Genomic DNA, 22,259 nt, shown 5'->3' on the forward strand with positions numbered 1-22,259 from the left:
GCCCCCGGCTCAAATTTGCCGATCGCACAACCGATTACTCAAAATCCAGCCCCCGGCTCAAATTTGCCGATCGCACAACCGATTACTCAAAATCCAGCCCCCGGCTCAAATTTGCCGATCGCACAGCCGATTACTCAAAATCCAGTGGTTGCGCCTGCTGCAGCGCCCATAAATCTCGCACCGATACCGACACCGGAGCTCGCAGCCAACCAGCCACCCGGCATCAATCGTTTATTTTCCCCCAGCTTGCAACAGCAAAACCAGATATCTAATTCATTGCAACAGCGCAATTCACCTCCGGCGTCTGGGAATCTTGACGCTTCCAAGTTGCCACCTAACCTCGGCGCCGTTATTTTTCCCGTCGAGGAGAGATTTACCAACGAGTTTGTCGATTACCTAAATTTGCCATCAACAAATGCGATCGCCACCCTAGAAGATGCCCAAAATACCCTTCGCAGTGTCCAACAAGCCACAGGCATCAAACCAGCTCTCATTTATATCAGCTTTGTACCCAGGGGTTCTACAGTCGATCGGCCTTACAGCAGTTCCCCCGTTTTGCGCGTAGAAAAGCAAATTCAAGCCTCTGACGAACTGGAAATGATGGTGATCACCCCGGAAGGTGTGCCCGTTCGCCAGCGCGTCCCTGGAACCTCTCGCGCCCAGGTAATGGAAGCGGTTGGGAAATTTCGCGATGAACTGACTAATCCGGTAAAGCGCAACACTAAAAGTTATTTGCCCTTGGCTCAGCAACTCTACCAGTGGATGATAGCGCCGCTCGAAGCAGAACTGCAAGCCAAAGGCATTGAGAATTTATCTTTTATCTCAGATGTGGGGTTGCGATCGATACCGATGGGCGCCCTGCACGACGGCAAAGGCTTTCTGGTAGAGCGTTACAGTGTTGGATCGATGCCGAGTCTGAGTTTGACGGATACCAGCCCCGCCAATTTCAAAAATACCCAAGTTCTGGCAATGGGGGCGTCGCAATTTCCAGAGATGAGTCCTTTACCTGCGGTGGAAATAGAAGTATCGACAATCACCCCGCAGCAGTGGCCGGGTAAGTCTTTCTTGAATGAAGCTTTCACCCTGGCCAATTTGAAATCGCAGCGCCAGCAGCAGCCTTTTGGGATGATTCACTTGGCTACTCACGCCGAATTTCGATCGGGAGATCCCAGCGAATCCTTTATTCAGTTGTGGGATACTAAATTGCGTTTGGATCAGTTGCGGCAAATGAATTGGCACAGCCCGCAAGTTGAAATGTTAGTTTTGAGTGCTTGCAAGACTGCTGTGGGCGATCGAGAAGCCGAGTTAGGCTTTGGCGGGTTAGCCGTGCAAGCCGGGGTTAAATCGGCTATGGCGACTCTTTGGTATGTCAGCGACGAGGGCAGTTTAGGATTGATGGCGGAGTTTTACGGGCAGTTAAAAACTGCTCCGATTAAAGCAGAAGCACTCCGGCAAGCGCAATTAGCGATGTTGCGCCAAGAGGTGCGAATTGAAGGGGGGATGCTACACACTTCTGTTGGCAATCTGCCCCTACCCCCGGAATTGGCAAACGTGCGGAGTCAGAATTTCTCTCATCCTTATTATTGGTCTGCTTTTAGAATGATTGGCAATCCTTGGTGAGTCGATCCCCCACTCGCACATAAACAACCGCCAACCACTCATAATTGCCACAAAAATTCAAAATCCCAAACCCAAAACTGCCCAACCCCAGTACGATCGATCTAGTTAGCAAAAATAAGTAAAAACACTACCGGAGTAATTTTTATGGATCTGGTCGTACTCCAGAACTGGCTGGACAACATCTCCTTTGCCGTTTTGTTCTCCACAATGCTCATTTACTGGTTTGGCGCAGCATTCCCCGGCATTCCCTATCTGTCGGCCCTAGGCACCGCAGGAATGGCCGTCGCCAACCTATCCATCGCCGCTTTACTCGGTTCTCGATGGATAGAAGCCGGCTACTTCCCCTTAAGCAATCTCTACGAATCCCTATTTTTCCTAGTTTGGGGAATCACCGCCATCCACCTAGTCGCGGAAAACATGAGTCGTTCCCGCTTGGTAGGAGTAGCCACATCCCCCGTAGCAATGGCAATATCCGCCTTTGCAGCCCTGACTCTGCCCGCCACCATGCAATCTGCAGAGCCCCTAGTACCCGCCCTCAAATCAAACTGGCTGATGATGCACGTTAGCGTCATGATGCTCAGTTACTCAACTTTAATGGTAGGAGCGTTACTGGCGATCGCCTTTTTAATCGTCACCCGCGGCCAAAAAATCGAACTCACCGGTAGTTCCTTCGGCACCAACAGCAACCGCAACGGCAACTACCGCCTCCAACGCCCTCAAAACCCCGAACCTCAAATTGCAGAAACCACCGCCGACAGCGCATTAGCTTTCAGCGAACCCTCTTTCAACTCCAACAATAACGGTTTGGGCACCACCGCAGTGCTCGAATTAGCCACCGTTCAAACCCCATCAACAGCCCCAACTCAAACCGCAGAACTTCTCTCGCCCCAGCGATTGAATCTAGCAGAAACTCTTGATAACATTAGCTATCGCATCATCGGTTTAGGATTCCCCTTACTGACAGTTGGCATTATTGCCGGTGCAGTTTGGGCTAACGAAGCTTGGGGATCATACTGGAGTTGGGACCCGAAAGAAACTTGGGCGCTAATTACTTGGTTGGTATTTGCTGCTTACCTGCACGCCCGCATTACTCGTGGCTGGCAGGGAAGACGCCCAGCAATTTTAGCCGCTACAGGTTTTGTGGTAGTTTGGATTTGCTATCTAGGCGTTAATCTGTTAGGCAAAGGTTTACATTCCTACGGTTGGTTTTTCTAATTCCAGATCCACCAATGGGCCACAGAAGAACAGGATAAGTCAAAGAATCGGGATTAATATCATCTCCGGTTGTAGGGTGGGCAATTCCCACCTTACTCAACCAGCGACATTCTAATAATTAACTCCCTCTTCCTTCTTCCCTTTTTTATCCGAGAAGGTTCGCCGAAGGCCCTTCTTCCTTCTTATAACTTCGGTCTTCCTGACCTCCGTTACATCCGTTACATCCGTTACATCCGTTACAAAATCAGTTGCCGAACTGCCCTCATTCATTAAAATAAGGACAATTAATATGGACGAATCGCCAATAGTTCCCCAAGAAAACGATGTTGTGTCTGCCCCTACCAGCGCTTTGATGTATCAATGTACATTCAAAGTCAGCGAATTTATGGCAATTATGCAGGCGAAATTGGTAGACGAAAAATTATTCTCAGAGGGCCTGGATTGCGAGTTATTAAGTGCTGGCAAAGACTGGACTAAAGGAAAACTTAGAATGCGTCTGGAGTTCATTCCGCTCGAACCTGAAATCAAAGAGCAAAAAGCCCTTCCTGCCGCTGCCGAAAGATCGGACACCGTGCAAAACTACGCCGTAGATAGCTCTAATCAAACCGATATAGATGAGCCATTAAATCAATGTGACTCAACAGAAATAAGTAATCATTTTCCTATTTCTAGGTATCCAGACCGCGACCCCCAAAGTATAGGAATGTGGAGCTAGGAAGGCAAAGACTGAGAGATTGCGAGAGGGGGAGACTCCCCCTTATTTACTCAAAATCCATCGGTTAAATCCCGAACACTACTCGTTGTCTAACTTCCTTATTTTTGCTTAAATAAAAACTGCTCTCATGCCTGAATCTTCCAATTGGACGCACCTGCACGCTCTAGTTCACAGGACGCTGCTGTACAGACAAATATTGCCATCTAATCAGCGCTTGCTAGTAGCAGTATCCGGCGGACAAGATTCTCTGTGTTTAATTAAATTACTGCTAGATTTGCAGCCAAAATGGGGGTGGAACCTAGCGATCGCACACTGCGATCACCGTTGGCGTTCTGACTCGCAAGCGTCCGCCAATCATGTAGAACAATTAGCTAAAAACTGGGGAATATCCTACTCTTTGAAAACAGCCTCGGACATTCCCAAAACAGAAGCAGCGGCCAGAAAGTGGCGATATCAAGCTTTAACCGACATTGCGATCGCCCACAACTACCCCTACATTGTTACAGGCCACACCGCCAGCGATCGCGCCGAAACACTCCTCTACAACCTGATTCGCGGCAGTGGCGCCGACGGACTTTCTGCCCTCACCTGGACGCGACCCCTGCTCGATTTTCGATTGCCGATTGCCGATTTTAGATTGGGGAATTCCGGCGAAAATCACAACTCCAAAATATCTGCCGATTTTAGATTGGAACATCAGGATGAAAATTCCCAATCGAAAATACAAAATCTAAAATCTAAAATCTATTTAGTTCGTCCCTTGCTGGAAATAACTCGATCGCAAACAGGTCAATTTTGTCAAGAGCAAAAACTACCTATTTGGGAAGATTACACAAATCAAGACTTGCAATATAGTCGCAACCGCATTCGATCGGAATTATTGCCTTATTTGGAAACTCATTTCAACCCAAAAGCCCAACAAGCGCTAGCTCAAACAGCCGAACTCCTCCGCGCCGACGTAGAATATCTGGAACTTGCAGCCAGCGACTTGCTACACCGAGCAATGTCTCCAATTGCAGACAGCCCGCAGGTGAATTTTCAACTTCCCGTCAAGTTAAATCGCCCGATTTTGCGGGAAGCACCCCTGGCCTTGCAGCGACGGGCAATGCGGCAAATACTGCAACAAATATTGCCCTCGGCGCCGAGTTTTGAAAGCGTAGAAAAACTAACCCGCTTAATCGTAGCGCCCAACCGATCGCAAACCGATCCATTTCCTGGAGGAGCGATCGGTCGAGTCGAACACCCTTGGATAATTTTAGATATTAAATTTTAACCTGTTATCAAACCCGAAAGGACTTGCCGCAAATCAGAAACTACCCGATCTTGCTCGTCTCCCGTCTGCTGCACGCGATCGAGTTCCGTCGCCACAGCTTCGAGCTTTTGGCGTAGCGCATTCAAATTGTCCTGCACCGGCTGCAACATTTCTTGATAAACATTAATCCTGCCCCAGAGTTGTGCCACTGCACCTTTCTGGTTGAACAAATTCTGCTCTAACTGCTTGAGTTCGTAGCGTTTCGCCTCACTTTCCCCATTTTTGCGGTTGACATTGGCCTCAATTTGGGATATAGCTTCCCGCACCTGCTGAATTTCGTTTTCCAGTCTTTGCAATTCTTGGCTTTGCTGCTGCCGCTGAGTATTGAGCTGTGCCACAATCGGCCCCAAATCAATATCTCCTCGCTCTTGTTTGGGAGCATTAGCAGTACCCAGCCGCCGCCACAGCACCGCCTGATGCTGCTTCAAAACATCTTCCCGTTCCTGCAACCGGAGGCGCTGTCCCACCAGAGTTTCGTTTAACATCTGATAACTTTCGAGTTCATCTGCCATTTCATTTTCCAAAGCCATGCGATCGTACTCGCTAGCAGCTTGAATTTTCCCTTGCAGCTCCTCGATTGTCTCCCGCTGCAGAGTCAACTCCTCCTCTTGATCGTTAACAAACCGGAACACCTTTTCCAAATCGTGTTGCAGGTGTTGCACCAGCCCCTGTAACTCATCAACAGGCATCTTCTCTAAAGCTGACACATCTACTTTTTGCTCCGTACCCGCAGCACCCGAAGCAGATGCGAGGCTGGAAACTTGCTGGTAAAGATCCTCAACAGCCCGCACCTGCAAAGACACGGACTGAGCCTGGTCCTGCTTCGCGCTGAGGGTACTTTGCTGCCCTTTAAGCTCCGCCCGAGCCCCGGCCAAAGCATCTTGAGATTGGTACCACTCTTGCCAGCGGTTTTGGAGGCTCTGATTTTGTCGATCGACCTCTTCTTGTTGCTGTTGAGCTATGCTTTGTTTTTGCTCCAACTGCTGCCAGTGCTGATCCAGAATTGCCTGTTGAGCGCCCACCGCACCAAAAGACTGATTCAGTTGTTCCCGCACCCCTTGGGCAGAAGCAATTGCCCCTCCCAGCTTCTGCATCAACTCCTGAATCCTCTGCGTCTGTTGCTCATCAACTACTGCCCCCTGCGGAACCTCAGACTGCTGCTGGGCCACCCGTTGCTGCTCGCCCCGCAACTGTTCCCAAGCCGTCTCAATTTCCACACGACTGCGATCTACTTCTTCTCGCAGTCGGTTAGCTTCATCTCTAGTATTTTCAATTTCTGAGCGCTGAGCCTCCAGTCGCTCCAACTCCTCTTCCATTTGAGCCAACTGCTCTTCGCGGGCTTGCATTTCCATTTCCCGGCGATTGAGTTCCTGACTCGAAAACGTCAGAGAAGCCTTCCACTGTTCAATTTCCTCTTCCTTATCCTTAAACTTGTCCTGCAATCGCGAGAAATTTTGCAGAATGCTCACCAACTGGCGGGCCGCCTCCTGAATCCGCTGCACTTGCTTGCTAGCGCTCAGCTCAACCAGCACGAGCGTGCCGTCGTTAAACTTATTAGCTTCCTCAACTGGGATCGCGTCATCGCCTGGTACCGCGCTCCAGTTATGTTCGCCCCGCTGACAAGCTAGCAGTTTCAGTTCAGCCTTACCGCCACCGAGACCAAAGCCGCTTCTCTGTTTTTGTACTTCCGCTAGATACAGCACACTAATAGTCCTCTGCTTCGTAAAACCTATCCCAACTTACTTTAAGTTACTTAAAGGCCTAAAAGATAAGTGGTGTTTACTTCCTACGCTGTTGGGTAGACGGCTAATCCCAAGATAAGTAGGCTATCCCCCTTAAGCCAAAGGTTCTTGACTAAACATAGCACTGCGTGTGATCTTTAGTCAACTTACCTAAAGTAAACAAGTATAGGCAAGTAAGGATAACTTTTTGCCACTTAAGTCTTACTTTTTGGTATCGTTTGCCCAATCGGGGGATAGCATTTTTTTCTAACTTTTCTTCAGATACATTTAATCCGGTAAATCCAGGATTGCGCCTCGATCTACTGTGTATGGCAGATCAGGCATCGCTTTTAGCGAGCCATGATAGGGAGGTATCTCTCAAAGCTTTCAACACAATATTGAAAGCGCTATTCAATGCGTTACGCTTTTGGGAGCTGAGCCGTTACGCTTACTAGGAAACTTTTTCGCTTAGTCCCATGCTTCGGCGCTGGTTTCAAACGGTAGCCTATCCTATTACATACTACCACTCTCTACCGCTATCTTCTAAGAGTTTACAAGAATTCGTTTACTATACGAAAACAGCACTCACGCATAGCACGTTCTCACGGGAGAACTTCCAGAAAGTACGGCCGCCGCCAGTTGTCTGGAGGAAGGAGAGAGAAGTACCAATCCCGCTTGATTCAATACTAGCTCTCACTGCGGAGACTGCCATAGCCCAAACCTGAAAAAGGTCAGTCCTTTAACCTCCCCACGTCTAAAGCCGGGGGATTCTTGCCCACCTTCTAGACGACAATGGGACATTCAAATATGGCTCTACTCACTCAAAGAACTTTACTTCTCCCGGAGCGCAGACTTGCTGAGTCCTTCCTATTTTTAAGGTTGAACGTGACCTATGCTGCAATTATTTGCCCTTTCACTATTCCGAATTAATCGGATTAGTGCATTGCCGGGGTTGCTCGCCGTCTAGGATATTTCAATGGGTTGAAAGTTATTCTTACTCTGGCGAATCGCTCTGTGCCAATCATACCACTCTGGTTTTAGCAACACAATCGTTTCACGAGACTTAAAGGCCCCTACCGAGTGATCCCCAGGTCTAACTCCCCTGTCGTTAGCCCAGGGCTTGCCTCTGGCGCTTAGATCCAAAAGTTTGTATGGATTTTACAACGCTTTAGTTATGGATCGATCGCCACAAAAGCCCTCGCTGCCCCCCAGCCTGCGCCTTGCTCCGGCGGACTAGGGATTTGAACCGCGCTGCCTTAGAATAAGGTAATGACGCGAGCCTATGACGCTCGCCACGGGCGAGCAAAAAGGTCGATCGGCACTGAGGGTTTTCCTGACAATTGCCAACAACGGTTCATTTTGACAGCACCTAATTTTAGGGCTGTGGCAAACCCAAAAAAACCTCGATCGCAACTCATCCAACCCAACAGACTAGCCTCAAGTTCCCATCGGGGCTTGATTGGCACTTGCTGCTGGTAGCAGCGGTAAAACCAGAGAATCCTCGGTATTTTGAAGTTGCCCTACGCCAAGATGTGTTGGATAAACTGACGGCATACTCAGCCAAAAACTTCAAAACTTTGGCTATCGAAGACTTGAACCAGTCGGGAATGCCAGCGTTGCACACTCGAAGAACCCGTGCCATCGTGCGATATGGATTCTACGAGTTTAAGCAACGCCGTGGGAATACTAAGGTGAAACTCTACACTTAGAGAATGCCGCGAGTTTCGCGGTTTCAGCTTGTGGACTGGTAGCGCGGCCGAGGAGCAGCAGCAAGTATCGCCCTTTCGTCAATTCCCAATTGTGAGATCGGCATCAGCGCGTAAATTATTGACGGAAACTAAAGTCAATCTTTTCGCCAGCACATAGTCTTTCCGAGCTCAGACGCCAACGGTTTTAAGGAGGACACTTTAGCTGCATGCAGGGAAATTTGAGTGAAATAGACATCCGCAGCATCCTGCAATTGATTGAGTTAGGTCAGCGAACCGGAGAACTGTTCGTAGAGGCCTACACCTCCACCGGCAGCAGCACGGGTACTCAACCTACCTCGCGCTCCCTTGCAGGACAATCCTGGTATGTCTTCTGCTTCAACGGTCAGATTATTTACGCTACCCAGAGTGCGGGCAGTTTGTTTCGCTTGCGCGACTACCTGCGCCGCTACAAAGCAGATACCGCCCTCGACAAAATCCAAGTTCCCTATATGGCATCTACCAATGCCCCAGAATACGGCTACCTATGGGCCCTGCTAGAAAACCACATCCTCACCCCAGCTCAAGGCCGCAACATCATCCAGAGCATGATCCACGAAACCCTATTTGACTTGCTCAGTCTCCACCAGGGTTCCTTCACTTTTGAAATGGGCCCAGCTTTGGCTCCTCAACTGACCAGCTTAGAAATTAGCTCGCTGCTGGCCAAGATTGTCAAACAGGTGCAGCAGTGGAAGCAGTTTCACCCTCACATTCAGTCGCCCAACCAATGCCCGGTGATTTCAGACCCCTCCGAGCTGCGAGTCGCGCTGCCTGTCAATACCTTTAATACTCTCAGACGCTGGGCCGACGGGCACACTTCGATCCGCCAAATGGCGCGCTACCTCAACCGAGACGTGCTCACTGTCGCTAAGGCGATTTACCCATTTGTGCAGCAGGGATTGGTGCAAGTATTTTACGAACCCTCTGTTGCCCCGGCCAATAATAAAAAAGAATGGTCGTCCCCAGAAACCAAAGTTCCGAGAGTTGTCTGTATTGACGACGACAATACTATTCGCAAAACAGTTGAGTCAATTTTAAATGAACACGGTTACGAAGCTACTACGATCGGCAATCCCCTCCAAGCATTGAGTTTGGTTTTTCAACTCAAACCCGATTTAATTCTGTGTGACATCGCCATGCCGGAACTCGACGGGTACGAAATTTGCGCTATGCTGCGTAGTTCTAGCGCTTTCCGGCAGACGCCGATCGTTATGCTGACGGGCATCGACGGATTTATCGACCGCGTTAAAGCCCGCATGGCAGGAGCTACAGACTTTTACACCAAACCTTTTGGTGAAAGCGAGTTATTGATGCTGGTAGAAAAATATGTAGGTCCGGGCTACCCTCGAGTCAATCTCTCGGAAAGATTATTAGACCGATCGCTAGAAGATTAATTAGAAGAAAAATAAATATCGCACCCATGCCATGATGGGAGCTTGTTTGTACCTGCGGTTAGATCGAGTCTCGGCTGCCACAAAGAGAAAGCTGGGGGTACTATTGGCGATCGCACCATAAACTAGAATGTATTAATCCGCGCGCTGGCATAAGGGCGTCGGTAAAACTCTGTTCAATTTCTAGGCCCAAGTGGGTCTAACACGCTCAAAGTGCAAATATAATATACTTGTTCTCCACTTGCAGCCGCTCCGAAAAACTGATGCACAGAGCTACTTATTGCTAGGTATTTCTGTACAAAGTCAGAGAGTGCAATTGTCAGTCTTAAGTGACTCCGTTCATGATTGTCGCGACACCAGCCAGGTCAACAACTCCTCGCTAATCCGAGTATCGGTTTAGCATTGATCGCAGAAATTACCCAGAGTTTTACCAATTGAGACGGCGGTGGGAGTACAAAGTGAAGCTTTAGGGGTTTCAAATTAATTGTTCGTAGTCGATTGGAGCTAATGTGCCAGCAAAGGTCGCGCGAATTTATTGATGGCAGTCAATTATTGACGGAGCAAATTTATTGCCAAGGATCTCAGGCAGTCGCGCCATTCACCCCTTGGCTGTGTCAAGCTTGGCTGTGTCAAGTTTCGACCATCGAAGTTCGATCGGGTTATTCTTGGCGGGAAACCTCAACAATTTGCTAGAAATGCAGGTGTCAGAATTATGATTAGCGGTAGCCCAGACTTTATATTACCAGGACTAGGCGTAGATCCGGCTCCGGAATTCCAAGAACTAGAAACTCCCGAAGGCGAGCTGCACCTGCGGTTCTACGTTCCTTCGGGGAACGAGTTCGCACTGCCAGCGACAGGGATTAGAGAGGTACTATCCCCTTCCCCAGACCGCATGACACCGATCCCCAACGTTTCCTCTTTGCTTTTAGGTACGCTAAATATGAGAGGACGAGTGATTTGGGTGGCAGACCTCGGCCAATTTCTGGGAGACCAAACACCTCTGAACACAGATAGACCCGAAATCCCGATCGTGGCTGTGGAAGACCAAGACACGATTTTGGGGCTGGCAGTCGATCGAATTGTGGGGATGGACTGGCTCGACGTAGAGCAACTGCACTCTCAGAACAATGCACCAGACGGCATGATTCCATTTCTGAGGGGAGAATGGATGTTAGGTGCACAAGCTCAGAAAGTGCTCCGACTGCTAGATCAAGTGAAAATTCTGCGCTCGGCGCGGTGGGCAGCGTGAAATCGATTTTAGATTTGCGATTTGCGATTTTCGATTGGGGTCTAACCATCAACAGTCACACAAATTGAGGCGCGCATCTAAACATTCAATTCAAGATAAAAATCTCAAATCTCAAATCTAAAATCTAAAATCCAAAGAGGGCGGCAAATGGCAACAAGTACCAACTTTCAGCAGGACTACCAACGGGCAGAAGCGGCCTACATGGATGGCAATTATTCAGAAGCCGCAGCCCTAGTTTATCAATTAGTAGAAGATTTTCCCGAAGACCCCAGCGCTCGCCTGCTGTGCGGACACATTTACTGCTACGGACTGCAACAGTATGAGGTGGCGCGGGAACAGTACACGGTTGTGCTAGGCCTGAGTGACGACCCAAGTTTGGTGGAACACGCTCACAACGGAATTACTTACACAGACCAATTTTTATCTGGAGAGCTGCAAACGGAAAATTTCGAGGCTTTGTCTGCTGAAACTGAATTAGAATTCTACCCAGACTTATCTCTTGATGAAGGGTTAGAAGACCCGGATTTGGGACTTTTCCAAGGAAATTCACCCTCCCTTTCCTATACAAGTCAATCCCCCGACGACATGGAAAACGAGGACTTGGCAGACTTGGGCATGAGTGGCTTGGGGTGGGAAGCAGAAGACGACGATCGCGCAGGCTTAGTCCCAGATTTAACCTCACATTCTAACCCCTTTGGTGGCGACAGCGGCGGAATGGCAGCTTATGCTGAGACCTCCGACTCGCTAGACGACATAGACGAGTTTGCCGACTCGGGCTTTGGAGACCCTTTTGCCTTAGATGATGGAGGGTTTGATGCTGCTGACGTGTCTAGCAGCAAAGCGTCTGGGAAAAGCACACCTTACTCAGGAGATTCGTTTTCCGAAGCTCCGACTCAGATGCTCAACGGTCAAAGTTTTGCCTCTTCAGAAACCGGGAATTCCTTCGACTCGAACCAACTAGACTCCCCCATCGGGCACTCGGACAATTTTGGCGAACCTTTTGCTGGGCTCGATTTGCCAGACGAATTCGACGATAACTCCGACTACGACTACCAATCCCCGCCCCAGAGTGGCCAAAATTACGGTCATAACGCACCTGGGGCCGAAGAGGAAGACCCGTTTGCCGAGGCGATGCCCTCGTCGGGTTTTGGGTCTTCTCGACCTCAAAACAAACAGCCGAATAACGGGTCGGACTACTCGTCAAACTATTCGCTGGCGGAAGACGAAACGCTGTTGATGGGAGGTGCTGTCCCCAACTCTCACTCGTCAAGGTCGAGCCGGGGACAATTTAATTCAGTCGATCGAGGTTCCGCCAACAGCAACGGTTACAGTGACTCGGAACCCCCGGCATTTAGCTCTAGAGACAACTTCGAGTTAGATGCTTTTGAAGACGACGCTTTTAGCGATTCTTTCTCTTTCGACGAAAACGAACAAGCGACAGCTTTCGGGGCGTCCGACAAGAACAACAGCGGCTGGTCGTCAAAAGCAGGGAACGGTCAAGAACACAGCGACTTTTTAGACGAATTTGACGAGTTTGACGATTTGGGCAATTTGCCTGACTTTGATATCTCCGAAGATGCCACCAGTTCGATCCTGACTAGAGGTAACACCAATTTCGGCAACTCGACCAGCGGCATGATGGGAACGACAGGCAGCAGCCTGGACTTTGACAACAGCGATGGCTCAGCAATTCGAGATGACGAAATATTTAGCATAAGCGGCCCGGCTGATACGTCTGTGCCGACTTTTTCTCCCACCGAAACAGAAGCGGTCGATACTTCGGTAACAGTAGAACAGGGGGGACTGGCTTTCTTGGAAAATGCCCCTTTGTTTACAAAACAGTTGTACACGGCAATCGGGGCGGGACTGGTTTCTCTGGTAGCTGTGGCTTTCGTCACGAACATTGCCTCCTATCAAGCTCTGCGGCAAGACAAACCGGAGGCGATCGTTTACCTGCGCCAAACAGGCTGGGTAATGACCGCAGCAGCAGGCTTTACCAGCTTTTTAACTTCTTGGGGCATCGGCCAGTTGATCGCCAAGCAGGTACGCAAGTCGTCGGATAATTTGCAAGCTCAGTTCGATGCGGTATCTCAAGGAACTTTGGATGCTCGCGCTACCGTTTACTCGGAAGATGAATTTGGCAAAATGGCTGCTAAATTCAACCATATGGCGAAGGTCATCCAAACCACGATTAGCGATACCAGGCGCAAGTCTGACGAGCAGGAACAGGCAAAAGAAGACTTGCAGCGCCAAGTGATTCGCTTGCTAGACGACGTGGAAGGAGCTGCCCGGGGTGACTTGACGGTGACTGCGGAAGTGACCGCAGACGTTTTGGGTGCTGTGGCTGACTCGTTTAACTTGACAATTCAAAATCTCCGCGAAATTGTCCATCAGGTGAAGCAGGCGGCTCGGGAGGTCAGCAAAGGCGCTACGGATAGTGCTAAGTTTGCGGGCGATTTGTCTTCCGATGCGCTGCGGCAAGCTGAGGAACTGGCTGCAACGCTGAATTCGGTGCAAGTCCTCACCGACGCGATTCAGCGGGTCGCAGAAAGCGCTAGAGAGGCGGAAGAAGTGGCGCGGGGCGCGGCGGCAACGGCTCTGAAAGGGGGCGAGGCTGTGGAGCGCACGGTGGCCGGGATTTTGGAAATTCGAGAAACTGTAGCAGAAACCACGAGAAAAGTCAAGAGGTTGGCGGAAGCTTCTCAAGAAATTTCTAAGATTGTGGCTTTAATTGCGACGATCGCCTCTCGGACGAATTTGTTGGCTCTCAACGCCAGTATTGAGGCGGCGAGAGCTGGGGAAGCGGGCAGGGGTTTCGCGATCGTGGCAGATGAGGTGCGACAATTGGCAGACCGATCGGCTAAGTCTTTGAAAGAGATCGAACAGATCGTGATGCAAATTCAAAGCGAAACCGGCGCGGTAATGACGGCGATGGAAGAAGGGACGCAGCAGGTTATTGAGGGGACAAAATTGGCAGAACAGGCGAAGCGGTCGCTTGAAGATATCATTCAAGTAACTAACCGAATTGACGTGTTAGTGCGATCGATTACTGCCGACACTGTAGAGCAAAACGAAACAGCTCGCGCGGTCGCCAGTGTGATGCAGGCTGTCGAATTAACTGCTCAGGAAACGTCCCAAGAAGCGCAGCGAGTTTCGGGTGCTTTGCAAAATTTGGTGGGCGTTGCTCGCGACCTTTTGACATCGGTGGAAAGATTCCGAGTAGAAACAGCAGAAAGACAATAATCAATTGTCTAATGCTTTTTTTGCGGGCTGATTTACAATCCGATTAGTGTGGCAATAATGGCATACAAAAAGCAACCTCGCAGTCTTGAAAGCGCTGCGAGGCTGCCAATCCAACACCTAAAGGAAGTAGGAGTTGCACAGATGGACGACAACATAGTAGAGGTTATTCCTGGCATATTTGGTGAAATACAGCCGACGGGCTGTATTATCTGTACCCTATCAAAAAACAGCAGGGGCTATGCCAACAAAAGACTTCGCATTAACGGTGAATGGAAAACGCTGACTGTTCACCGTTTAGTATTAGAAAATATTTTAGGTCGTCCGATTAGACCGGAATACTTTGCTTGCCACACTTGCGATGTCCGCAACTGCATTAATCCCAACCATTTATGGGAAGGTTCTAGACTAGACAATTCTCAAGATAGGTTTAAAAAAGGACGCATTAAAGATGTCGGAAGTACATCTGCGCCGAAACCTCAAAAACAACTGCGAGACCAAGAAATAATTCCCGGTATTAGGGCCGAAATACAGCCGAACGGCTGCATGATTTGTACCTTGGCTAAAAGAAGTGATGGTTACGCCATTAAAGGTACTAAAATTAATGGTAAAACAAAAAGTTTCTACGCTCACAGACTTGTACTGGAACACAAACTGGGACGGCCTGTTAAACCCGGTTATTTTGCGTGTCACAGTTGCGACGATCGCGGTTGTGTCAATCCTGACCATTTGTGGGAAGGAACTCCCGCCGATAACTCCCGCGATTCTATAGAAAAAAATCGCTTTCCTTTCGTTCCTGGCAATATCTGCCCTAAGCGCAAACTAAAACCCGAACAAGTGCGGGAGATTCGCTATCTTTTAAGTGAGGGCATATCGAAAACAAAAATAGCCAGGACATTTGCGATATCTCGCAGTCAGATTATTCTCTTGGCAAGGGGCGAGATCTACAGAGAGCTTCTCTAGAACTACTAACATAGACCCAATACAATAACGCTTAAAATCAGGAATAAAACTATGCTGCCGGAGCAACAACAGAGGATAATGGGCTACTTTATTGAGGAGGCAAAAGACCACCTCAATACGATCGAACAAGGCTTGCTGAATCTGCAAACCACGATCGAAGACCCAGAACTGGTCAACGAAGTATTTAGGGCCGCTCACTCTGTCAAAGGAGGAGCAGCAATGCTGGGGCTAACCAGCATTCAACAAACAGCTCACCGACTAGAAGATAGTTTTAAAGTTTTAAAAGAGTGCAGCGTTAAAGTAGACCAACAGCTAGAGTCCCTTTTCCTGCGAATTTTTGACACATTGCAAGGGCTGTTAGAGCAACTGTCGGGGCCTTTTGGACTGACAGAAGAATTGGGAGAACAGATGGTTCGAGAATTAGAACCAGTATTTGAAGAACTCAACGGGCACTTGGGGGGACTCGTTGGACACGGAGAACACCATGCAGACGAGAGCTACGCGATGTCAGTACCCGAACCAGTTATGGCGGGGATGGGAGTCGGGGCGTTGGCCTCATCAAGGAGTATTCAGGATTCGCGGTCAGTTTACGCACCTGATGCCAGAGCAACAGAAGACAGCGCGCTGCTGCTAGTATTTGACTCAGACGTGCCGGCGAGGATGCGGGAACTCCTGCAAGAGTTCAAACAGCCCGAGGGGCCAGAAAGCAGGCGACAACTCAAGAATATTTGTCGGAATTTGCTCCGGGCAGGGGAAGAATTTGAACTGCCCTGCTGGATAGAATTGATCAAAGCTGTATCCAAGGCGATCGCCAACCCAGAAAATAGCTACCGTACCTTAGCCGCAATAATCATAAGAGACATCAAACAAGCGCAAGAACTGGTAATTTCTGGTCTAGAATCGTCGATCGCACCAAGCGCAAAACTTCTGGCGCTGCAGCCGGCTGTTCTGGTTCCAGAAACGGATTTTGAAGATCTGCTCGCCTTCGCTCAACCGAGTAAATCCGGGACAAATGTGGTTTCTGTTGAGGATGAGGCGTGGGATATGGTGGGATCGGGCGATGCCACGGATGGATTGAACAAGTTGCTGCCGACTATTTCTGGGCTGAGTATAGACGAGCTGTTCGACCAACTAGACAGTGGCGACAGCAACGATGACAGTGGCATTCGATCCGTCCAGTTCGACGAGGAGTCCGCCTTCGCAGACTCGGATATGGAGACGGGTGCTTTTAGAGGCTCGACCCGCAGCGGCCCGGAAGTGGGCGCGGCAGAACTCAACACTTTAGCTGACTTGTTTGACGGCGAGTCCCCGGAGCTCGACGGCGCTTGGGAAGAAGAAGAAGACCTCGACTATGCACAGTCTTCTGGGATATCGGCGGCGGGAATGCTGGGGTCAGACGATGACAATTCCGGCGATTTTACTGATTTGTTGTTTGACGAATACGATGCGGAAACTTCCGAAACGAACACGAAGCCTCCGATTGACGACCTGACGAGTTTGTTTGGGGAGGATTTGCTGTTTGGAGAAGAGGCAGATGGCTCGGCAGTAGCTGCCGGTCAGAAAAATGGGGGTTCGAGCCAGCGGTTAACTCGCAAACAACTTAAAACAGGTAACGGTAGGAACGGTTTGGAGCGGCGAGAGGACACGGTGGCCCCAGCCAGGGGACAAGCGGACGAAGATGCTCTCGGTACGCTTTTGGACGAAGTGGCGGCCCAAACTTCTGCTGGTGTTACGGACAATGATGATTTCGATAACTTGTTCGGCGATTTAGGCTTATCTGAGGCAACGGGTGCGCCGGCAGTTTCTTCGGAGTCTTCTCTGAAATCGGAGGCTTTAGACCGAGAATCGAAGGAGCCGGCAGCAGGGGGGGGCAATAAGGATTCATCGGATGCCGAAGCGTCTGCTCTCCCTGAAATGGATGATTTCGAGTTGTTCTCTGAGGTTGGCGAGGACTCGGATTTGAGCGAGCTGTTGGGGATTACTTCTAATTTCCTTTCTTCAGAAGACGAAGGCGGGGAGAACGGGGGCGATCGAGATCGAGCTGCAGGCATCCCACAAAATGAGGAAATGGGCAACGTTCTTAACATGACATCAAATTCTGATTTAGATATCTCTGCGGATGAAAACTGGCTAGAAGATGCTTTCGGCCTGGAAGACGAGTCTGTGCAATCGCTCAACCTGGAACTCGACGATACGGATTTAGATGCGCTGTTTGGAGATATGACCTCGGGTTCGATTTCTGAGGATGAACAGACTGTGCGGGATGGGCAAGGATCGGCTACTTCCCGAGAAGCGGCGGATTTGACTGAGCTGTTCGGTTCTGTACCTACCGGTACTGAGTATGACGGAGAAGCTTCGGGGCAAGCCCGTGGGGGTTGGCGGAATGATGGGGATTCAGAATTGCTGAGTGCGGATGCGGGAGTTGATGAGGGCGACTTGGGGAGTTTGTTCGAGAACAATGGTGCCGCTGTTTCCGACCAAGACTTGACAAATTCGGCAGAGGTTGAACTTGGGGCTTTGTCCGACGATCGTCCTGAGTCGGAAATTTCAAATGTCGAATCTGATGAGGGCGCAGTTTTCGATTTCTTAGAGGATATGTTTGCCGAAGGCATGGTGCAGCAGCCAGATGCTGGATCGGCGCCAGATGACGGCGCTGCTGTGGAGGTGAAGGAGTTGTCTGCCCAGCCTGCCGAGGGTTTGGCAGGCGGGGTGGGTGTGGATTTGTTCGATCGAGCCGAAACAGATGGCGCCGGGGAGTCTGAGGGCGAAGATGATTTGTTTGATGCCCTAGAAACGGATTTTTTAAGTGCGGATTTAGAGCCACTGCCTGCAGAATCTCTCGATGGTATGTTGGAGGGCGATGCTGATTTGCTCTCGGCGATGGAAACCGGGGCTACTCTCAACAACCAAGAGTTGGAGGGTTTTGATGATTTGTTGGATTCGATCGATGCTGAGGTTCTGGTGACTTCGGAACTGACGACGGGCTTTTGGGACGCTGAGGACGAGTCGGCCGAGGCCGATTCCTCGGAGTTAGATGAGGGGTCGCTGGCAGACTTTTTTGGCGATGGCGAATCAGACGATGAGGATGCCGAAGGCAATTTTGACGATTTAGAAGCACTGTTAATTGCAGGGGGTGCTGGAGCTGTCATAGCAGGTTCTGGGAGCACAAATCAGAGTCCGGTAAATACAGAAGTTTTCTCGGATCTCGAAGAACTCCTCAGCGAGAGCGCAACTATGCCGGAAATTCCTGCACCGGCAACAACTGCTAGTAAAGCTCCGCGCGCTGCAGCCGATGAGAGCGACGACGAATTTGGCGATTTGGAAAAACTGCTGGAAGATCCCAAGGACAGCGGCCGCCAAGGGGAAGGCAATATGGGGCCGTCGGCGATCAACAGACCCAGGCGCAATATGAAGAAGGGCGGGTTCGGCGACCAGACGATGCGGGTGCCAATCAAGCAACTGGACAACCTCAGCAATTTGATGGGGGAACTGGTTGTGAACCGCAACAGTTTGGAGCAAGACCAAGAACGGATGCGGCAGTTTTTGGACAATTTGCTCCACCAGGTGGCGCTGCTGAGCGATGTGAGCCAGCGGACTCAGGATTTCTACGAGCGGAGTCTTTTGGAGATTGCTTTGCTGGCAAACCGCCAGGGACACCGATCGGCCTGGCGCTCTGAGGATTCGGCTCATACCCGGGAAAGTGCCTGGAGACCAGAGGAAATGGACAGGTTTACTCCTTTCCACAGTTTGGCTCAAGAGATTATTGAGCTGATCGTGCGGGTGCGGGAGTCGGCGGCGGACATCGAGTTTTTGGTGGATGAGGCGGATCAGGTGACTCGCCAACTGCGACAAGTCACTACTCAACTGCAAGAAGGTTTGACTCGCGCCCGGATGAAGCAGTTTGCGGAGACGACGGACAGGCTGTTCCGGGCGGTGCGGGAAATTGCGATTAAGTGCGGGAAGCAGGCTCAGTTGCAGGTTGAGGGTAAGGATATTCAGATCGACAAGATGATTGTGGATCAGCTTTATGACCCGATGACTCATTTGGTGAACAATGCGATTACTCACGGGATCGAAGCGCCGGAGGTGCGTCTGGCGGCTGGGAAGCCTGCTGTCGGCAGGATTACGATTCGCGCTTTCCACCAAGGGAACCAAACCGTGGTTTCGGTTTCTGATGACGGGGCGGGAATTGACCCGCAAAAGGTGAAGGCGAAGGCAATTAAGCAGGGTATGCTGACGGCGGCTCAGGCTCAGAGGATGTCTCGCTCGGAAGTTTACGATTTGCTGTTTATGCCGGGTTTCAGCACTCAGGAACAGGCGACGGAGTACGCCGGCCGGGGGGTCGGTATGAATGTGGTGCAGACTTGCTTGCAGGATATTCGGGGCACTGTGTCGATCGATTCAACCATCGGTAAGGGGACTGTGTTTACCATCCGTTTACCTCTGGTGTTGAGCATTTCTAAGGCTCTGACTTGCATTAGCGATCGAGCTCGCATTGCTTTCCCGATGGATGGGGTCGAGGATATGATCGATGTGCCTCGCGATCAGGTGACGACGGGGGCGGACGGTTTGCCTTGCATTGAGTGGCGGGGTCAAAGCTTGCCGTTCCGGCCGCTGCGGGATTTGCTGGCTTACAACCGCCATTTGGGCCGGGGCAGTGTTTACGGGTTTAATACTGACGATGACATGATTTCGGTGATCGTGCTGCGGTCTGCTGGCAATTTCTTGGCGGTGCAGGTGGATCAGGTTTCGACGGAACAGGAAATTGTGATCAAGCCGTTGGAGGGGCCGGTGCCGAAGCCGATCGGGATTGCTGGGGCCACGGTGCTCGGGGACGGCCGGATCGTGGCAATTGCGGACGTTCTGGAGCTGATCGATTTGGCTACCGGAAGGCTGCGGAAGGACACTGGCGGTACGCTTTGGGATGAGAGCGAGAAGGCTACTAAGGAGGCGGAAATCGAGAAGACTGAGCCGACTGTGCTGATTGTGGATGACTCGATTACGGTGCGATCGCTCTTGTCGATTACTTTCGAGAAGTCTGGCTATCGTGTGGAAGAAGCTCGCGACGGTAAGGAAGCTTGGGAAAAGATGAAATCTGGTCTGCCTTGCGATATCGTTTTCTGCGATATTGAGATGCCGAGAATGGACGGTTTGGAACTACTTTCTCGGATGCAGAAGGATGCGGTTTTGTGTGAATTGCCGATCGCGATGTTAACTTCTCGCGGTGCTGACAGACACCGCCAAATGGCTTACAGTTTGGGCGCGAAAGGTTATTTCACTAAGCCTTATTTGGAGGAGCAATTGCTTGATGCTGCTTCTCGGATGTTGAAAGGTGAGGTTGTTGGTGCTCCGGTTGGTGTGTAATGTGTAAATGTGCGTTTATCTGCGGTTAAAAAAGGTAATTTGTTAACCGCAGATAAGAATTGATAAACACAGATTAACGCAGATAATTTCTAATTTATCTGCGTTAATCTGTGTTTATCTGCCTATATCTGCGGTTAACAAAGGGAAATTTTTAACCGCAGATAAAAATGGATTGACGCGGATTGACGCAGATTTAGTTCGCGCTTTCGGTTTTGGTGGTAGGCTGGGAAAGTGGGGTGTAGCGGAAGGGCGATCGAGGTTATTTATGAAAGCTGAAGAACTTTTAGAAAGATACGCTAAAGGCGATCGTCAATTTGCAAAAGCACAGTTAAGTGGGGCAGACCTTAAAGGTGCTGATTTGAGTGGCATCAACTTAGACAATGCAAATCTTTCAGGTGCAGATTTGAGTGAAGCAATTCTAACAGGTGCATACCTTCAAAGTACAAACTTCAGTAAAGCATCGCTGAGAGGTGCTAATTTAAGTTGCGCCATTGCTGGCTCAGCGAATCTCAACTGGGCCGACCTTAGCGGTGCAGATTTGACCAGGGCAAACTTTAGTAGTGCTATTTTAAATTATGCTGACTTAGAGCGGGCAACTCTGATAGGAGCAAACTTAAATAATGCTAAATTAGGTCGCACCAATTTAGACGAAGCAAATTTGAGCGGTGCAAGTCTAGATAGTACGGACATACGTCTAGCTTCTTTGTATAAAGCAAACCTAAGTAAAGCGAATCTGAATAAGGCTGATTTGACTGAGGCAGATTTGCGGGAAGCTGACTTAACTATGGCAAATTTGAATGAGACAAATTTGACTGAGGTAAAACTTCAAAAAGCTAAGTTTCCGAAAGCTATTCTGCACGGTGTTGATCTGTCAAGAATGAATTTGACTAATGCAAATCTAGAAAGAGCCAATCTGCGAGGAGCGAACTTAATGAGAGCAAATCTAACTACAGCAAGTTTAAAAAGGGCAGACTTGACTGAGGCTCAAATCTATGGCTGGAATATCAAAAATGCAGACTTAACTGGTACAATAATGCCCGATGGAGAAATATACCAGCCCGAAACCTCTGACGGAGAAATCTACCAGCCCGAATCCTCCGAAACATTATCCCAAAAAGAGACATCTATGACTCGCAAAATTATTCGTACTGACAAAGCACCCGCCCCCGTGGGCCCTTACAATCAAGCCATTGCCGCAACGGGCACTATGCTGTTTGTAGCCGGTCAAATTGCGATCGACATTAGACTAAACGATATTGTCTACACCGACGACGTGGCAAAACAAACCGAACAAGTCATGGCAAATCTCGAAGCCATTCTCACAGAAGCCGGCGCTACTTGGTTGGATGTGGTAAAAACTACGGTTTTCCTCAAAGATATGAATGATTTTGCCGCTGTGAATGCGGTTTATGCGAAATATTTTGATGCGGAAACAGCACCGGCGCGCGCTTGTGTGGAGGTTTCGCGTTTGCCGAAAGATGTGTTAGTAGAGATTGACTGTATTGCTGTGATTTGATTTCATCTTCTTTGAGAAACCAGGCTTTTTCAATAAGCCTGGTTTCTGGATATTTGGTTTTTTTTAATATTTCTGAGTGATTTAACCGCAGAGGGCGCAGAGGGCGCTGAGAAAGAGGGGAGAGAGATGAATAATTTGAACGTTTACTTATAGCAACCGCCGAGGGTAAAGTGCGCGACTTTATTAACTTCTACAGCCGATCGCACTT

General features: G+C 49.7%; 14 protein-coding genes. 13 read left to right on the forward strand and 1 reads right to left on the reverse strand.

What is annotated here, in order from left to right:
• The 4 genes from QUB77_RS00005 to tilS all read left to right on the forward strand — a co-directional run.
• A partial coding sequence (locus tag QUB77_RS00005; RefSeq protein ID WP_333169311.1) for a CHAT domain-containing protein occupies nt 1-1,620 on the forward strand: 1,620 nt, incomplete at its 5' end.
• 144 nt (nt 1,621-1,764) lie between these two features.
• Nucleotides 1,765-2,835 carry a c-type cytochrome biogenesis protein CcsB gene (gene ccsB, locus QUB77_RS00010; protein ID WP_333169313.1) on the forward strand — a complete coding sequence of 357 codons (1,071 nt, stop codon included), beginning with the start codon at nt 1,765-1,767 and terminating at the stop codon, nt 2,833-2,835.
• Between the two features lie 289 nt (nt 2,836-3,124).
• Nucleotides 3,125-3,550, forward strand: a complete 426-nt coding sequence (locus QUB77_RS00015; RefSeq protein WP_333169315.1) for a KGK domain-containing protein — start codon at nt 3,125-3,127, stop codon at nt 3,548-3,550.
• Nucleotides 3,551-3,677: 127 nt separating this feature from the next.
• Nucleotides 3,678-4,823 carry a tRNA lysidine(34) synthetase TilS gene (tilS, locus tag QUB77_RS00020; protein ID WP_333169317.1) on the forward strand — a complete coding sequence of 382 codons (1,146 nt, stop codon included), beginning with the start codon at nt 3,678-3,680 and terminating at the stop codon, nt 4,821-4,823.
• On the opposite strand, the gene hmpF is transcribed toward tilS, so the two are convergent.
• On the reverse strand, nt 4,820-6,565 hold the full coding sequence (gene hmpF / locus QUB77_RS00025) for a pilus motility taxis protein HmpF (protein WP_333169318.1): 1,746 nt from the start codon (nt 6,563-6,565) through the stop codon (nt 4,820-4,822). The two genes, tilS and hmpF, sit on opposite strands and share 4 nt — an antisense overlap.
• Before the next feature lie 1,287 nt (nt 6,566-7,852).
• On the opposite strand from hmpF, the gene QUB77_RS00030 reads away from it, so the two are divergent.
• The 9 genes from QUB77_RS00030 to QUB77_RS00070 all read left to right on the forward strand — a co-directional run bounded on the left by QUB77_RS00030 (nt 7,853) and on the right by QUB77_RS00070 (nt 22,051).
• Entirely contained in the window at nt 7,853-8,062 is a 210-nt protein-coding gene (locus QUB77_RS00030) for a hypothetical protein (RefSeq protein ID WP_333322770.1), read from the forward strand.
• Nucleotides 8,050-8,292 carry a hypothetical protein gene (locus QUB77_RS00035; RefSeq protein WP_333169322.1) on the forward strand — a complete coding sequence of 81 codons (243 nt, stop codon included), beginning with the start codon at nt 8,050-8,052 and terminating at the stop codon, nt 8,290-8,292. Before QUB77_RS00030 ends, QUB77_RS00035 begins: the two co-directional genes overlap by 13 nt.
• 206 nt (nt 8,293-8,498) lie before the next feature.
• A complete protein-coding gene (locus QUB77_RS00040; RefSeq protein ID WP_333169325.1) occupies nt 8,499-9,722 on the forward strand; it encodes a response regulator in 1,224 nt (407 codons plus the stop codon).
• A gap of 504 nt (nt 9,723-10,226) precedes the next feature.
• Nucleotides 10,227-10,412: a hypothetical protein gene (locus tag QUB77_RS00045; protein ID WP_333137133.1), complete on the forward strand. Its 186-nt coding sequence runs from the start codon at nt 10,227-10,229 to the stop codon at nt 10,410-10,412.
• A 22-nt stretch (nt 10,413-10,434) separates the two neighbouring features.
• Nucleotides 10,435-10,968, forward strand: a complete 534-nt coding sequence (locus QUB77_RS00050; protein WP_190661936.1) for a chemotaxis protein CheW — start codon at nt 10,435-10,437, stop codon at nt 10,966-10,968.
• A gap of 147 nt (nt 10,969-11,115) precedes the next feature.
• Nucleotides 11,116-14,211 carry a methyl-accepting chemotaxis protein gene (locus QUB77_RS00055; RefSeq protein WP_333169327.1) on the forward strand — a complete coding sequence of 1,032 codons (3,096 nt, stop codon included), beginning with the start codon at nt 11,116-11,118 and terminating at the stop codon, nt 14,209-14,211.
• 57 nt (nt 14,212-14,268) lie between these two features.
• On the forward strand, nt 14,269-15,171 hold the full coding sequence (locus QUB77_RS00060) for an HNH endonuclease (protein ID WP_333169329.1): 903 nt from the start codon (nt 14,269-14,271) through the stop codon (nt 15,169-15,171).
• A 51-nt stretch (nt 15,172-15,222) separates the two neighbouring features.
• The gene (locus QUB77_RS00065) at nt 15,223-20,535 is read left to right on the forward strand and encodes a response regulator (RefSeq protein ID WP_333169331.1); all 5,313 of its coding nucleotides are present in this window, start codon (nt 15,223-15,225) and stop codon (nt 20,533-20,535) included.
• A 172-nt stretch (nt 20,536-20,707) separates the two neighbouring features.
• Nucleotides 20,708-22,051, forward strand: a complete 1,344-nt coding sequence (locus QUB77_RS00070) for a Rid family detoxifying hydrolase (RefSeq protein ID WP_333169332.1) — start codon at nt 20,708-20,710, stop codon at nt 22,049-22,051.
• The last annotated feature ends 208 nt before the right edge of the window (nt 22,052-22,259 follow it).

This window comes from Microcoleus sp. AT9b-C3, assembly GCF_036705485.1.
In the GTDB taxonomy this organism is placed as follows: Bacteria; Cyanobacteriota; Cyanobacteriia; order Cyanobacteriales; family Microcoleaceae; genus Microcoleus.

Excerpts from the sequence above, each read along its gene's own strand:
- ccsB (WP_333169313.1), top strand. The coding sequence starts at position 1,765 with ATGGATCTGGTCGTACTCCAGAACTGGCTGGACAACATCTCCTTTGCC.
- QUB77_RS00015 (WP_333169315.1), top strand. The coding sequence starts at position 3,125 with ATGGACGAATCGCCAATAGTTCCCCAAGAAAACGATGTTGTGTCTGCC.
- tilS (WP_333169317.1), top strand. The coding sequence starts at position 3,678 with ATGCCTGAATCTTCCAATTGGACGCACCTGCACGCTCTAGTTCACAGG.
- QUB77_RS00030 (WP_333322770.1), top strand. The coding sequence starts at position 7,853 with ATGACGCGAGCCTATGACGCTCGCCACGGGCGAGCAAAAAGGTCGATC.
- QUB77_RS00040 (WP_333169325.1), top strand. The coding sequence starts at position 8,499 with ATGCAGGGAAATTTGAGTGAAATAGACATCCGCAGCATCCTGCAATTG.
- QUB77_RS00045 (WP_333137133.1), top strand. The coding sequence starts at position 10,227 with ATGTGCCAGCAAAGGTCGCGCGAATTTATTGATGGCAGTCAATTATTG.
- QUB77_RS00055 (WP_333169327.1), top strand. The coding sequence starts at position 11,116 with ATGGCAACAAGTACCAACTTTCAGCAGGACTACCAACGGGCAGAAGCG.
- QUB77_RS00060 (WP_333169329.1), top strand. The coding sequence starts at position 14,269 with ATGGCATACAAAAAGCAACCTCGCAGTCTTGAAAGCGCTGCGAGGCTG.
- QUB77_RS00065 (WP_333169331.1), top strand. The coding sequence starts at position 15,223 with ATGCTGCCGGAGCAACAACAGAGGATAATGGGCTACTTTATTGAGGAG.